Here is a 17040-nt window from a genome sequence, read left to right as displayed (position 1 = left end):
ACTAATGAAATATATTAATTAAGGCTTGGTAACTCTGCGTGGGTTGTCACGTTTGTTAAGCTGGTACCCGCATCAGGTGCTGGGATCGCTAAACGATTCAATAACTCTCCCATACGTGATGTGATCCGGTATTCGGTATAAAGGGCGATAAAGCGAACCTCGACCAAACGCCTCTGGGCGGTGAACAGTTCGTTTTCACTATCCAGCAAGTCCAATAGCGTCCTTTCTCCCAGACCAAATTGCTTCTGATAGGCAGTACGTACTTTCATACTACGGTCAGCGTATTCGGCGGCAATCGGAACCTGCTGACGTGCGTTGTTTAGCGCTGACCAAGCTAGCTTCAGCTCTTCATTCAGCAGGCGCAGGGCATTATTTCGGACATCCTGTGCTTCTTTTATCTGATAGGCTTTAGATTCCATATTGGCCTTGCTGCTACCGCCCTCATACAGGTTATAACGCATCCGCAGCATCGCTTGCCACTCATTGTTTTGGCCGCGCGTCCCATCAATGTTGTTATTCATTGTGCGAGAGAGTTCAACGTTGAGGCGTGGATAAAAGGTTGATTTTGATGTTTCATATTGCTGCTGAGTGGCTTCAATATCCGATTCTGCGGATTTTAGTGCCGGGCTATTTGCCAGCATGATGCGCTGTGCTTCTTCCAACGAGGAGGGGATTTTTATCGCGGACGTATCGGGTATCACCAAATTCTCAGGCACTTTCCCCACAACGCTCATGTAGTTGATTTTGGCATCATCCAGATTGGTTTTTTCTGTCAATGTATTGTTGCGTGCTTGTGCCAGACGCGCTTCCGCCTGATCCAGATCGGCCAGTCTTCCTACGCCTTGCTCACTACGCAGCCTTATTTGATCGTAAATGCGCTCATGGCTTGCGAGGTTAGCTTCTGCTAAACGGACGAATTCCTGACGTTGCAGCACATTAATATACACCTGAACGGTATTTAACGCCGTTGCCTCACTGGTGTTTAATACTTTATAGGCGCGTGAATTGACCGTGGCACGCTGTCTGCCAACTTCACTAGAAGTGGCGAAACCATCAAATACCGTCTGATTCAGAGCGATACTTGATTCCTGGCGGCTGAGCTCCGTGCGTTTATTGGCGCTTGCACGTGTTGATGGGCTATCGGTTTCTTCGCGGCCAACGCCTGCATTCAGCGTGATGGAAGGAAGATACCCGCCTTTTGCCGCACGCAAATCATGTTCGGCAGAAAAACGGCTATTAATGGATGCGTTTACTTCAGGGTGTGTATAGAGCGTATTTTTTATTGCTTCCTGGAGCGTCTCTGCATATGTCGCTGTGGAAAAAAAGGTAATAAAAGGTAATAAAGCAAAACGGTATCTACGTATCATCAGCAGTTTCCTTCACAAAAACTTTATTTGTGATTATTCCTATTAAAGTGTTTGAGTGTTATATGAACATTTAACAAAATTATTATTTTTATTCCTTTAATATCATTGTGTTAAAGTCATTTCCGAAAGGCTCAGTAAAAGGTGAAATAATAGTTACCCTAAATGAGTAAAGTTCTGGAAAGAATATTCTGAATTTTTTATTATATCGTTCATTGAGTCAAGTGTTTGACGCATAACGGCAGCACTATCGTAGCATTTTTTTTAAATGTCAGGACGACACACAGCAAATCAACCTTATCAGGATGATAGCCAAGATCTATAGCTGCAATATCGCAATATCAAAAAAATAATTATAGATATCAAGGAGAAAATATTTTGAACGGTGTGATTGGTGTTATTAAATTCGTTATTGGGCAAGTTTTTATCGTTGCGCTTGATGGGAGCCAGAGGCTGCTCGTTGCTGGCGATCGGGTTTACAGCGGTGAAGAAGTGGTGACCGGTGCTAACGGCGCGGTTTCGATCACATTGCCTGATGGCAAGACACTGGATCTGGGGCGTGATAGCCGCTGGAGCGATGTAAGTAGTGCGTCCTCTCAGATAAATGCGGATACCGCTAATGATATCGCAGCTATACAAGATGCCATCGCTCAGGGCGCTGACCCAACGCAAGTACTAGAGGCCGCTGCTGCGGGTAATGATAGCACAGGCGAAGCGGGTGACGGCGGTGGGAATCACACTGCGGTCGTACTGGATTTGACCGGACAAATAGTGGATCCAATAATCGGCTACCCAACCGAAGGGATCAATTTCGCAATAAATAATGTCAATCAGACAGACGGTTTTAATACTCAAGCATTATTGGTTACGCCATCCTCTCTGGAAAATAACGACACTATTACATTGAGTTCGGACGGACGGGTTGTTGAGGGCGGAAAAATTATCGTTACGGCAACGGTAAATAACCCAGTCACTGGTAGCGATCTTGTCATAACGTTAACAAATGGGTCAACGATTACGATTCCAGTTGGGGAAACGGGCACGTCCGTGACGATAGATACGCGTGGTGATGATGCTTATCGTCAAGGGGATGAATTTGTCAATATTGGTATCGATTCTACCTCAGGCGGAAGTTATACCAGCCTAGATACCACTAGTACGACGACGACGGTCGTTGGGGATAACAATGACTCGACCACCATCACCCTGAGTTCGGCCAATGAGGTGACGGAAGGGGGGATTATCACGGTGACGGCCAGGGTGGACAACCCTGTGACGGGGAGTCCGTTGGTGATTGACATGGGGAATAACGTCAGCATTACCATTCCGGTTGGTCAGAGCAGCGGCACCGTTGATGTGGCTACGCGCCCGGACGATGCTTATCAGCAGGGGAGTGTACCTGTCGAGTTCTCGATTGTGGGCACCTCTGGAGGCAACTACGAAGCGCTGGATACGACCAGCACCACCCGCACCACCGTTGTGGACAACAATGACGGGACCAAGATTACATTGGAAGGCCCTGACACAGTTACTGAAGGTGAAGAGATCACGATTATTGCCAGGGTCGAATTACCGCCTCAAGGTAGCGATCTGGTCATTCGGTTGACTAATGGGGAAATTGTCACGATTCCTGTTGGTAAGACCGAAGGCTCTGTTACCTATGCTGCACGCGGCGATGACAATCTGGTACAGGGGGATATTCCGCAAACCGTAGGGATTGAAACAGCAACCGGCGGCAATTACGAAAATCTTGTCAATGGCGATCCTATTGTTACCACGGTGCAAGACAACGATATACCGGTGCTGACGGTGGGGGATGCGGGAACCGTGGCAGAAGGCCAGCCGGCGCGCTTTGAGATTGCGCTGAGCAAGCCGGTGGATGCGGCGACCACGCTGACCTTCACGCTGCGCCACGGCTCTACCGACGCGGACGACATCGGCACGCCGACGGTCACGATAGCCGGGCAGCCGGTGGCGGTGACGGCGAACGCGGACGGCAGTTACAGCGTGCCGGTGGCGGCCGGCACCACCGACGGGATTGTGGTGTCGGTGCCGACCGTGGACGATGGGGTATTTGAAGGCAACGAGATCTTTGAACTGGTGGGCACGCTGACCGGGACCACGGCATCGGGCACCCCGCTGCCGGCCGGGATCGGTGATACCGGGCAGGCGACGATCAGCGATTTGAATAGCACCGATCCGCAAACCCCGAACCCGGGCGCGGATGTACCGGTGCTGACGGTGGGGGATGCGGGAACCGTGGCAGAAGGCCAGCCGGCGCGCTTTGAGATTGCGCTGAGCAAGCCGGTGGATGCGGCGACCACGCTGACCTTCACGGTGCGCCACGGCTCTACCGACGCGGACGACATCGGCACGCCGACGGTCACGATAGCCGGGCAGCCGGTGGCGGTGACGGCGAACGCGGACGGCAGTTACAGCGTGCCGGTGGCGGCCGGCACCACCGACGGGATTGTGGTGTCGGTGCCGACCGTGGACGATGGGGTATTTGAAGGCAACGAGACCTTTGAACTGGTGGGCACGCTGACCGGGACCACGGCATCGGGCACGCCGCTGCCGGCCGGGATCGGTGATACCGGGCAGGCGACCATCAGCGATTTGAATAGCACCGATCCGCAAACCCCGAACCCGGGCGCGGATGTACCGGTGCTGACGGTGGGGGATGCGGGAACCGTGGCAGAAGGCCAGCCGGCGCGCTTTGAGATTGCGCTGAGCAAGCCGGTGGATGCGGCGACCACGCTGACCTTCACGGTGCGCCACGGCTCTACCGACGCGGACGACATCGGCACGCCGACGGTCACGATAGCCGGGCAGCCGGTGGCGGTGACGGCGAACGCGGACGGCAGTTACAGCGTGCCGGTGGCGGCCGGTACTACCGACGGCATTGTGGTGTCAGTGCCGACCGTGGACGATGGGGTATTTGAAGGCAACGAGACCTTTGAACTGGTGGGCACGCTGACCGGGACCACGGCATCGGGCACGCCGCTGCCGGCCGGGATCGGCGACACCGGGCAGGCGACGATCAGCGATTTGAACCGTGGCACGCCGGACAACCCGAGTGCCGGCGCGGATGTACCGGTGCTGACGGTCGGGGATGCGGGAACCGTGGCGGAAGGCCAGCCGGCGCGCTTTGAGATTGCGCTGAGCAAGCCGGTGGATGCGGCGACCACGCTGACCTTCACGGTGCGCCACGGCTCTACCGATGCGAACGATATCGGCACGCCGACGGTCACGATAGCCGGGCAGCCGGTGGCGGTGACGGCGAACGCGGACGGCAGTTACAGCGTGCCGGTGGCGGCCGGCACCACCGACGGGATTGTGGTGTCGGTGCCGACCGTGGACGATGGGGTATTTGAAGGCAACGAGACCTTTGAACTGGTGGGCACGCTGACCGGGACCACGGCATCGGGCACCCCGCTGCCGGCCGGGATCGGTGATACCGGGCAGGCGACCATCAGCGATTTGAATAGCACCGATCCGCAAACCCCGAACCCGGGCGCGGATGTACCGGTGCTGACGGTGGGGGATGCGGGAACCGTGGCAGAAGGCCAGCCGGCGCGCTTTGAGATTGCGCTGAGCAAGCCGGTGGATGCGGCGACCACGCTGACCTTCACGGTGCGCCACGGCTCTACCGACGCGGACGACATCGGCACGCCGACGGTCACGATAGCCGGGCAGCCGGTGGCGGTGACGGCGAACGCGGACGGCAGTTACAGCGTGCCGGTGGCGGCCGGTACTACCGACGGCATTGTGGTGTCAGTGCCGACCGTGGACGATGGGGTATTTGAAGGCAACGAGACCTTTGAACTGGTGGGCACGCTGACCGGGACCACGGCATCGGGCACCCCGCTGCCGGCCGGGATCGGCGACACCGGGCAGGCGACCATCAGCGATTTGAACCGTGGCACGCCGGACAACCCGAGTGCCGGCGCGGACGTACCGGTGTTGACGGTGGGGGATGCAGGAACCGTGGCGGAAGGCCAGCCGGCGCGCTTTGAGATTGCGCTGAGCAAGCCGGTGGATGCGGCGACCACGCTGACCTTCACGGTGCGCCACGGCTCTACCGACGCGGACGACATCGGCACGCCGACGGTCACGATAGCCGGGCAGCCGGTGGCGGTGACGGCGAACGCGGACGGCAGTTACAGCGTACCGGTGGCGGCCGGCACCACCGACGGCATTGTGGTGTCAGTGCCGACCGTGGACGATGGGGTATTTGAAGGCAACGAGACCTTTGAACTGGTGGGCACGCTGACCGGGACCACGGCATCGGGCACCCCGCTGCCGGCCGGGATCGGCGATACCGGGCAGGCGACCATCAGCGATTTGAATAGCACCGATCCGCAAACCCCGAACCCGGGCGCGGACGTACCGGTGCTGACGGTGGGGGATGCAGGAACCGTGGCGGAAGGCCAGCCGGCGCGCTTTGAGATTGCGCTGAGCAAGCCGGTGGATGCGGCGACCACGCTGACCTTCACGGTACGCCACGGCTCTACCGACGCGAACGACATCGGCACGCCGACGGTCACGATAGCCGGGCAGCCGGTGGCGGTGACGGTGAACGCGGACGGCAGTTACAGCGTACCGGTGGCGGCCGGTACTACCGACGGGATTGTGGTGTCGGTGCCGACCGTGGACGATGGGGTATTTGAAGGCAACGAGACCTTTGAACTGGTGGGCACGCTGACCGGCGCCACGGCATCGGGCACCCCGCTGCCGGCCGGGATCGGTGATACCGGGCAGGCGACCATCAGCGATTTGAATAGCACCGATCCGCAAACCCCGAACCCGGGCGCGGACGTACCGGTGCTGACGGTGGGGGATGCGGGAACCGTGGCAGAAGGCCAGCCGGCGCGCTTTGAGATTGCGCTGAGCAAGCCGGTGGATGCGGCGACCACGCTGACCTTCACGGTACGCCACGGCAGTACCGACGCGGACGACATCGGCACGCCGACGGTCACGATAGCCGGGCAGCCGGTGGCGGTGACGGTCAACGCGGACGGCAGTTACAGCGTACCGGTGGCGGCCGGCACCACCGACGGGATTGTGGTGTCGGTGCCGACCGTGGACGATGGGGTATTTGAAGGCAACGAGACCTTTGAACTGGTGGGCACGCTGACCGGCGCCACGGCATCGGGCACCCCGCTGCCGGCCGGGATCGGCGATACCGGGCAGGCGACCATCAGCGATTTGAACCGTGGCACGCCGGACAACCCGAGTGCCGGCGCGGATGTACCGGTGCTGACGGTCGGGGATGCGGGAACCGTGGCGGAAGGCCAGCCAGCCCGCTTTGAGATTGCGCTGAGCAAGCCGGTGGATGCGGCGACCACGCTGACCTTCACGCTGCGCCACGGCAGTACCGACGCGAACGATATCGGTACGCCGACGGTCACGATAGCCGGGCAGCCGGTGGCGGTGACGGTGAACGCGGACGGCAGTTACAGCGTACCGGTGGCGGCCGGCACCACCGACGGCATTGTGGTGTCGGTGCCGACCGTGGACGATGGGGTATTTGAAGGCAACGAGACCTTTGAACTGGTGGGCACGCTGACCGGGACCACGGCGTCGGGCACGCCGCTGCCGGCCGGGATCGGCGACACCGGGCAGGCGACCATCAGCGATTTGAATAGCACCGATCCGCAAACCCCGAACCCGGGCGCGGACGTACCGGTGCTGACGGTCGGGGATGCAGGAACCGTGGCGGAAGGCCAGCCGGCGCGCTTTGAGATTGCGCTGAGCAAGCCGGTGGATGCAGCGACCACGCTGACCTTCACGCTGCGCCACGGCAGTACCGACGCGGACGACATCGGCACGCCGACGGTCACGATAGCCGGGCAGCCGGTGGCGGTGACGGCGAACGCGGACGGCAGTTACAGCGTACCGGTGGCGGCCGGCACCACTGACGGGATTGTGGTGTCGGTGCCGACCGTGGACGATGGGGTATTTGAAGGCAACGAGACCTTTGAACTGGTGGGCACGCTGACCGGCGCCACGGCGTCGGGCACCCCGCTGCCGGCCGGGATCGGTGATACCGGGCAGGCGACCATCAGCGATTTGAATAGCACCGATCCGCAAACCCCGAACCCGGGCGCGGACGTACCGGTGTTGACGGTGGGGGATGCAGGAACCGTGGCGGAAGGCCAGCCGGCGCGCTTTGAGATTGCGCTGAGCAAGCCGGTGGATGCGGCAACCACGCTGACCTTCACGCTGCGCCACGGCTCTACCGATGCGGACGACATCGGCACGCCGACGGTCACGATAGCCGGGCAGCCGGTGGCGGTGACGGTGAACGCGGACGGCAGTTACAGCGTACCGGTGGCGGCCGGCACCACCGACGGCATTGTGGTGTCGGTGCCGACCGTGGACGATGGGGTATTTGAAGGCAACGAGACCTTTGAACTGGTGGGCACGCTGACCGGGACCACGGCATCGGGCACCCCGCTGCCGGCCGGGATCGGTGACACCGGGCAGGCGACCATCAGCGATTTGAACCGTGGCACGCCGGACAACCCGAGTGCCGGCGCGGACGTACCGGTGTTGACGGTGGGGGATGCAGGAACCGTGGCGGAAGGCCAGCCGGCGCGCTTTGAGATTGCGCTGAGCAAGCCGGTGGATGCGGCGACCACGCTGACCTTCACGGTGCGCCACGGCTCTACCGACGCGGACGATATCGGCACGCCGACGGTCACGATAGCCGGGCAGCCGGTGGCGGTGACGGCGAACGCGGACGGCAGTTACAGCGTACCGGTGGCGGCCGGCACCACCGACGGCATTGTGGTGTCAGTGCCGACCGTGGACGATGGGGTATTTGAAGGCAACGAGACCTTTGAACTGGTGGGCACGCTGACCGGGACCACGGCATCGGGCACCCCGCTGCCGGCCGGGATCGGCGATACCGGGCAGGCGACCATCAGCGATTTGAATAGCACCGATCCGCAAACCCCGAACCCGGGCGCGGACGTACCGGTGCTGACGGTGGGGGATGCAGGAACCGTGGCGGAAGGCCAGCCGGCGCGCTTTGAGATTGCGCTGAGCAAGCCGGTGGATGCGGCGACCACGCTGACCTTCACGGTACGCCACGGCTCTACCGACGCGAACGACATCGGCACGCCGACGGTCACGATAGCCGGGCAGCCGGTGGCGGTGACGGTGAACGCGGACGGCAGTTACAGCGTACCGGTGGCGGCCGGTACTACCGACGGGATTGTGGTGTCGGTGCCGACCGTGGACGATGGGGTATTTGAAGGCAACGAGACCTTTGAACTGGTGGGCACGCTGACCGGCGCCACGGCATCGGGCACCCCGCTGCCGGCCGGGATCGGTGATACCGGGCAGGCGACCATCAGCGATTTGAATAGCACCGATCCGCAAACCCCGAACCCGGGCGCGGACGTACCGGTGCTGACGGTGGGGGATGCGGGAACCGTGGCAGAAGGCCAGCCGGCGCGCTTTGAGATTGCGCTGAGCAAGCCGGTGGATGCGGCGACCACGCTGACCTTCACGGTACGCCACGGCTCTACCGACGCGAACGACATCGGCACGCCGACGGTCACGATAGCCGGGCAGCCGGTGGCGGTGACGGTGAACACGGACGGCAGTTACAGCGTACCGGTGGCGGCCGGCACCACCGACGGCATTGTGGTGTCGGTGCCGACCGTGGACGATGGGGTATTTGAAGGCAACGAAACCTTTGAACTGGTGGGCACGCTGACCGGGACCACGGCATCGGGCACGCCGCTGCCGGCCGGGATCGGTGATACCGGGCAGGCGACCATCAGCGATTTGAATAGCACCGATCCGCAAACCCCGAACCCGGGCGCGGACGTACCGGTGCTGACGGTCGGGGATGCGGGAACGGTGGCGGAAGGCCAGCCGGCGCGCTTTGAGATTGCGCTGAGTAAGCCGGTGGATGCGGCAACCACGCTGACCTTCACGGTGCGCCACGGCTCTACCGACGCGGACGACATCGGCACGCCGACGGTCACGATAGCCGGGCAGCCGGTGGCGGTGACGGCGAACGCGGACGGCAGTTACAGCGTGCCGGTGGCGGCCGGCACCACCGACGGGATCATGGTGTCGGTGCCGACCGTGGACGATGGGGTATTTGAAGGCAACGAGACGTTTGAACTGGTGGGCACGCTGACCGGCACCACGGCGTCGGGCACCCCGCTGCCGGCCGGGATCGGTGATACCGGGCAGGCGACCATCAGCGATTTGAATAGCACCGATCCGCAAACCCCGAACCCGGGCGCGGACGTACCGGTGCTGACGGTCGGGGATGCAGGGACCGTGGCGGAAGGCCAGCCGGCGCGCTTTGAGATTGCGCTGAGCAAGCCGGTGGATGCGGCGACCACGCTGACCTTCACGGTGCGCCACGGCTCTACCGACGCGAACGATATCGGCACGCCGACGGTCACGATAGCCGGGCAGCCGGTGGCGGTGACGGCGAACGCGGACGGCAGTTACAGCGTACCGGTCGCGGCCGGCACCACTGACGGCATTGTGGTGTCGGTGCCGACCGTGGACGATGGGGTATTTGAAGGCAACGAGACCTTTGAACTGGTGGGCACGCTGACCGGGACCACGGCATCGGGCACCCCGCTGCCGGCCGGGATCGGCGACACCGGGCAGGCGACCATCAGCGATTTGAATAGCACCGATCCGCAAACCCCGAACCCGGGCGCGGACGTACCGGTGCTGACGGTCGGGGATGCGGGAACGGTGGCGGAAGGCCAGCCGGCGCGCTTTGAGATTGCGCTGAGCAAGCCGGTGGATGCGGCGACCACGCTGACCTTCACGGTGCGCCACGGCAGTACCGACGCGGACGACATCGGCACGCCGACGGTCACGATAGCCGGGCAGCCGGTGGCGGTGACGGTGAACGCGGACGGCAGTTACAGCGTACCGGTGGCGGCCGGCACCACCGACGGGATTGTGGTGTCGGTGCCGACCGTGGACGATGGGGTATTTGAAGGCAACGAAACGTTTGAACTGGTGGGCACGCTGACCGGCGCCACGGCATCGGGCACCCCGCTGCCGGCCGGGATCGGTGACACCGGGCAGGCGACCATCAGCGATTTGAACCGTGGCACGCCGGACAACCCGAGTGCCGGCGCAGATGTACCGGTGCTGACGGTGGGGGATGCGGGAACGGTGGCGGAAGGCCAGCCGGCGCGCTTTGAGATTGCGCTGAGCAAGCCGGTGGATGCGGCGACCACGCTGACCTTCACGGTGCGCCACGGCAGTACCGACGCGGACGACATCGGCACGCCGACGGTCACGATAGCCGGGCAGCCGGTGGCGGTGACGGTGAACGCGGACGGCAGTTACAGCGTGCCGGTGGCGGCCGGCACCACCGACGGCATTGTGGTGTCGGTGCCGACCGTGGACGATGGGGTATTTGAAGGCAACGAAACGTTTGAACTGGTGGGCACGCTGACCGGCGCCACGGCATCGGGCACCCCGCTGCCGGCCGGGATCGGCGATACCGGGCAGGCGACCATCAGCGATTTGAACCGTGGCACGCCGGACAACCCGAGTGCCGGCGCGGATGTACCGGTGCTGACGGTCGGGGATGCGGGAACGGTGGCGGAAGGCCAGCCGGCGCGCTTTGAAGTTGCGCTGAGCAAGCCGGTGGATGCGGCGACCACGCTGACCTTCACGGTACGCCACGGCAGTACCGACGCGAACGACATCGGCACGCCGACGGTCACGATAGCCGGGCAGCCGGTGGCGGTGACGGCGAACGCGGACGGCAGTTACAGCGTGCCGGTGGCGGCCGGCACCACCGACGGGATTGTGGTGTCGGTGCCGACCGTGGACGATGGGGTATTTGAAGGCAACGAGACCTTTGAACTGGTGGGCACGCTGACCGGGACCACGGCATCGGGCACCCCGCTGCCGGCCGGGATCGGCGACACCGGGCAGGCGACCATCAGCGATTTGAATAGCACCGATCCGCAAACCCCGAACCCGGGCGCGGACGTACCGGTGCTGACGGTCGGGGATGCAGGGACCGTGGCGGAAGGCCAGCCGGCGCGCTTTGAGATTGCGCTGAGCAAGCCGGTGGATGCGGCGACCACGCTGACCTTCACGGTGCGCCACGGCTCTACCGACGCGAACGATATCGGCACGCCGACGGTCACGATAGCCGGGCAGCCGGTGGCGGTGACGGCGAACGCGGACGGCAGTTACAGCGTACCGGTGGCGGCCGGCACCACCGACGGCATTGTGGTGTCGGTGCCGACCGTGGACGATGGAGTATTTGAAGGCAACGAGACCTTTGAACTGGTGGGCACGCTGACCGGCACCACGGCGTCGGGCACCCCGCTGCCGGCCGGGATCGGTGACACCGGGCAGGCGACCATCAGCGATTTGAACCGTGGCACGCCGGACAACCCGAGCGCCGGCGCGGACGTACCGGTGCTGACGGTGGGGGATGCGGGAACGGTGGCAGAAGGCCAGCCAGCCCGCTTTGAAATTGCGCTGAGCAAGCCGGTGGATGCGGCGACCACGCTGACCTTCACGCTGCGCCACGGCTCTACCGACGCGGACGATATCGGCACGCCGACGGTCACGATAGCCGGGCAGCCGGTGGCGGTGACGGTCAACGCGGACGGCAGTTACAGCGTACCGGTGGCGGCCGGCACCACCGACGGGATTGTGGTGTCGGTGCCGACCGTGGACGATGGGGTATTTGAAGGCAACGAGACCTTTGAACTGGTGGGCACGCTGACCGGCGCCACGGCATCGGGCACCCCGCTGCCGGCCGGGATCGGTGATACCGGGCAGGCGACCATCAGCGATTTGAATAGCACCGATCCGCAAACCCCGAACCCGGGCGCGGACGTACCGGTGCTGACGGTGGGGGATGCAGGGACCGTGGCAGAAGGTCAGCCGGCGCGCTTTGAGATTGCGCTGAGCAAGCCGGTGGATGCGGCGACCACGCTGACCTTCACGGTACGCCACGGCTCTACCGATGCGGACGACATCGGCACGCCGACGGTCACGATAGCCGGGCAGCCGGTGGCGGTGACGGTGAACACGGACGGCAGTTACAGCGTACCGGTGGCGGCCGGTACTACCGACGGCATTGTGGTGTCGGTGCCGACCGTGGACGATGGGGTGTTTGAAGGCAACGAGACCTTTGAACTGGTGGGCACGCTGACCGGCGCCACGGCATCGGGCACCCCGCTGCCGGCCGGGATCGGTGATACCGGGCAGGCGACCATCAGCGATTTGAATCATGCACCGGTCACCGCCGACCAGTCGATCCGTACCGAGGAAGATACGTCGGTCAGTGGCACTATTACGGCAAGCGATGTGGACGGTGACACGCTGAGTTACGGGGTGGGTACGCCGCCGCAGAACGGCACGCTGACGCTGGACAGCACCACTGGGAAATACACGTACACGCCGGCTGCCAACTTTAGCGGCAGCGACCACTTTACGGTCACGGTGGCGGACGGCAACGGCGGCACGGCAACCAGCACGGTGACGGTGGGCATTACCCCAGTAGCCGATGCGCCAGTCGTGAGCCTGAGCTCTACCGTCGGTGCTACGACGCCGGGTTCTGCGGAAATCATCAAGGTGAACGGAGGAAGTGGGAAGTCCGGTGGGTTTGATGTACAAGATGGAAAAATTGTTAAGATCGGCAGTGGCGTGCGCGTTTGGTTGACAGAGGGCGACACTGCGCCTACTGCTGCTAACCCTTCTGAACAGATTAAGTATTACGGCAAAGATAATGGCAATGGTAATCCTGGGGGATCGACAAGCTATGCTGACATTTTTGTTGTTCATTCCAAAAGCGGTTATTTCTACCGCCAGTCTGATTGGACTGAAGCACAGAAACAGTATAACCAGCTTGATTCTGTCCACGGGAATAGTCAGTCACAGTCGAGTAACCCAGGTAAAGATTATATCTTTGTCCAAAAAGAAGAGGGCTTTACCTATAAGGCTGAAAATTCGACGAATAATAGAAATAATAACTTCAACACAATGGATGGCGTGAAAGTTACTTATTCTGACGGGAAGGGGCATTCGGGGGCTTTAATTAAGCAGGTAAGCAACCAGCTTGAAGGTGTGATCTACAGCGATGGATCGACATATACCGCCGGAAATAGCGCGACAGTGGACAAAGTACCCGGTCAGGCGGGAAAACAGATCTATACGCTCGATGTTTCAGCGGCATTGACCGATCGTGACGGTAGTGAAATGTTGTCAGGGATTCGGCTGACGGGGATCCCGACGGGTACGGTGCTGACTGACCAGATCAACAACGTGAAGTATACCGTGGGTGATGATGGTACATACCTGATTCAAAATGCGCACAATGCCCAAACTCTGGCTGGGAAGATTACGCTTGAGGTGCCAGGTGATGACGGTAAATTGAATGTCATCGCGCAGGCGACATCGACAGAAATTAGCAACCACGATACGGCAACGGGCTATTCGGCGGAAGGCGCTGAGCAGTATGGATTGAGTGTCGGTACGGCAGGTAGCGATACGATGTCCGGCACGTATAATGATGATGTTCTGTTCGGCGATGTCGTATCGTTCCCGAATATCGATGGCAATGGTATCACTGCTTTGCAGAACTACATTGGCAAGCAGTTAGGTATGCAAACGGGTGTGCCGACCACGAAGGACATGCATAACTATATTGCGTCGCATAGCTCGGAGTTTGATCTGTCGTCAGCCAAAGGAGGGAATGACATACTCAATGGCGGTGACGGGGATGACATCCTTTTCGGTCAGAGCGGCAATGATACCCTCTACGGTGGTGCAGGGAATGACTTGCTCTACGGCGGTAGCGGAGACGACATCCTGATTGGCGGCGCAGGGGGGGATACGCTTATCGGTGGTGCGGGTGCGGATACCTTTAAATGGCAGGCTGGTGATATCGGCAACGATGTGATCAAAGACTTTAATGCCAAAGAGGGTGACCGGATAGATCTAAGTGATTTGATTGGTGAGTTAGAGCAAGGAACCGATATCAGTCGCTATATTCGCATCACAGATAGCCAGGGTTCTCCGGTGATTGAAGTGAGCACGGCAGGGAACTTTACGGCAGATAAAGGCGGAACGGTTGCGGTGTCGATTACGTTGGAACATTATAACGGTGCATTACCGTCGCTTGAAAGTCTGGTGAGTAAACCTGAACAGCCCCATTGATGGAAAAGGCGGAGCCTGCCCGGCTCCCTTCTTATCGAAAACATAAAAGGTCTCTGAAAATGTTTTATATCCAGCGCGATAGTGATGGGCATCTGATGAAGGTAGAAGAGAGTCCTTTTCCTGAAATGAATGGTGAGTTGCCTGACGATTCGCGTGAGGCGCAGGCCTGGGTCCGGAGCCATCAGGCGGCGATGTCCAGTTTGCAGCAACTGCAGCAAAGCGATCTGGAAATGGTGCGTGTGCTGGAAGATTTAATTCAGGTTTTGATCCAGAAAGGTGTAGTCAGCATTACCGATTTCCCTCAGGCGGCACAGTTGAAGTTGATCAGCCGTGCACAGGCGCGTGAAGCGCTGAATGGCGGATTGAACAAGCTGATTGGTGATGATGAAGAAACGATGTTTTAAAGAGATAATCTTTTAAAGATACAATGTGTTAAAGCAAGAGTATTTTAACCTCGATCCCGGCTTCTCTCCGCAATAGAAGAGGCCGGGACGGTTAAAATTCCGTTAGCCAAAATGGCGTCACGTCAGGCCTTGAGCGCTAGCGCCGGTTCACCCAGCAGTCGTCCCATTGCGCCCTGTAATCCCATCTCCTGAAGCACTTTTAATTCACCCGCTGTTTCAACGCGTTCGGCGATAAGCGGTAAGGCAATGCTGTTGGTGGCACGATACAGCGCTTCGATAAACATTTGCTTATCGCTTTCCTGATCGATATTACGGATGTAGCTGCCATCGACTTTAAGGTAAGCCAGCCCCCACTGGGACAAGTTGCCGATCATATTAAAGCGTCCACCAAAGTGCTGTAACCCCAGCGCACAGCCATGCTCATTCAATAGCTTGATTAAGGCTTCCAGTTGGACGCTGTCTGGCAGTTGATTCTCATCCAGCTCCAAAATCAGCCGTCTGGCAATGTCTGGTTGATGCTTCAGCGGGGCGAGCAGGTCGGTGAGTAGATGAAGATCCTGGGCTGTGGTGCCAGACAGGCTCAGTGCGAGGTTGCCGTCGTGCTGGCGGAGATAGGCCAATACTTCGCGTAGCATGGTCTGATCCAGGCGGGTATCCCAGCCAAAGCGTTGGATCCACGGCAGGAAGCGACCTGCCGCGATGCTGTTTCCTTGCGCGTCCTGAATGCGAGCCAGTACCTTGTGATGTAATATCTGGCTGGGATCGTCACACGCGACAACGGGTTGCAGGAAAAGCTGCAAACGTTCCTGTTCAAGGATGGGGTCGAGCAGGTTAAACCACATATGGCGATCGGTCTCGATCTGTTCCGCACTGAGTGACGGAATCTGGTGAGAGGCGGCAGTATCGGTATCGCTTTCGGCTCGCGTAAGCGCCTGATCGCCCTGAATAAACAGGGATTGTGCGGTGTCGCCGTGGCGGAAAGGCACCATGCCGAATTGGGCAACAGGGGAGACATCGGTTTCGCCTGTCAGATGCAAGGTTTCGATGTTACGCGTCAGTTCTCCAATCAGCGCATAGGCTTCTTTATCAACCAAGCCAGGGCAGAACAGGGCAAATTCCCCACCGCGGATACGCGCTAAAAGACTTTCCGTATTCGTGTGCTGTTTTTGCATTTTTCGCAGGATATTCCCAACGGAGGCTAACAGCGCATCAGTACGCTGGCCGCCCAGTCGTTGATTCATACCCGCCAGATCCTGAACGCGAATCATAATAAGAAAGCCGGGTGCCGTTTCCTCATCGGCCAGTTTGTCGTTGAATTGCATATCAAATGCACGGCGGTTATTCAGCCCGGTTTGTGGATCCTGATAGGCTTCCTGACGTAAGCGCTCGCTCCGCTCTGCCTCCTCTTCAAACAGTGTCTTGAGTTTGCTGACCATCAGGTTCATTGCCTGTGCGACGCGGCGGAATTCCGGCGTATTGGGCAGATCCGGCTGGCTAAGGAATTCACGGCGGGTAATTGCCAGCGATTGATCGACGATATAGTCGAGTGGGCGTAACTGGCGGCGCAGGAACAGCGCACCGATGAGTACGCCCAGCGTGCCGCAGCCAAGCAGCCACAGGAACGTCGCCGTACTGCTGCGCCACAGTCGGGTTACTGCGAACATCGGGTGGCTGACCACTTCGACTTTTGCCGCCTGTTCCCAACCGCGCATCACAATGGCTTCGCCTGCACCGGGCTGAAGGTCCACTAATCGGACAAACCAGATCGGTACGTCAGGGATATCCGGTGATGCGGTACGTGCCAGCGTGACGTTGCCGGTTTTTAAATCTCGCACGCGAATACTGGAAAAATAGCCGCTGTCGAAAATTGAGCTGACCATCAGCTCCACCATCGCAGGGTCATCAATATTCGGCGTCAGGGAGAGCCCAAGTGCAGTCGCAGCATCCTGTGCATGTGAGTGAAGCTGGTTATTATATTGTTCGCGCGAATTTTCCAGGCTGACGAAAAAACTCCCGCTGAAAATGATTAGCACAAACAGGCAGATGGCTATCAGTAATTGTTTGTATAAAGACATAGCCTA

4 protein-coding genes are annotated in these 17040 nt (G+C 60.0%); 2 read left to right on the top strand and 2 right to left on the bottom strand.

Going from position 1 to position 17040, the window contains the following annotated elements; translation table 11 throughout:
• Positions 1-14: 14 nt before the first annotated feature.
• Entirely contained in the window at positions 15-1367 is a 1353-nt protein-coding gene (locus tag A8F97_RS12795; RefSeq protein ID WP_014698921.1) for a TolC family outer membrane protein, read from the bottom strand.
• Positions 1368-1751: 384 nt separating this feature from the next.
• Between A8F97_RS12795 and A8F97_RS12790 the strand changes: the two genes are divergently transcribed.
• Positions 1752-14555, top strand: coding sequence for a retention module-containing protein (locus A8F97_RS12790; RefSeq protein WP_418303278.1), 12804 nt, complete (start codon positions 1752-1754; stop codon positions 14553-14555).
• A gap of 59 nt (positions 14556-14614) precedes the next feature.
• A complete protein-coding gene (locus A8F97_RS12785) occupies positions 14615-14959 on the top strand; it encodes a hypothetical protein (RefSeq protein ID WP_014698923.1) in 345 nt (114 codons plus the stop codon).
• 122 nt (positions 14960-15081) lie between these two features.
• Here the strand turns inward: A8F97_RS12785 and lapD are convergent, their stop codons facing one another.
• Positions 15082-17034 (bottom strand): cyclic di-GMP receptor LapD, encoded by a 1953-nt coding sequence (gene lapD / locus A8F97_RS12780; protein WP_014698924.1) that lies wholly within the window; start codon positions 17032-17034, stop codon positions 15082-15084.
• Positions 17035-17040: the final 6 nt, after the last annotated feature.

This window comes from Pectobacterium parmentieri (assembly GCF_001742145.1).
GTDB classification, from domain to species: domain Bacteria; phylum Pseudomonadota; class Gammaproteobacteria; order Enterobacterales; family Enterobacteriaceae; genus Pectobacterium; species Pectobacterium parmentieri.
The sequence above is the reverse complement of the archived record's forward strand: the minus strand, read 5'-3'. Positions and strand labels throughout refer to the sequence as shown.

Excerpts from the sequence above, each read along its gene's own strand:
- lapD (WP_014698924.1), bottom strand. The coding sequence starts at position 17,034 with ATGTCTTTATACAAACAATTACTGATAGCCATCTGCCTGTTTGTGCTA.
- A8F97_RS12785 (WP_014698923.1), top strand. The coding sequence starts at position 14,615 with ATGTTTTATATCCAGCGCGATAGTGATGGGCATCTGATGAAGGTAGAA.
- A8F97_RS12795 (WP_014698921.1), bottom strand. The coding sequence starts at position 1,367 with ATGATACGTAGATACCGTTTTGCTTTATTACCTTTTATTACCTTTTTT.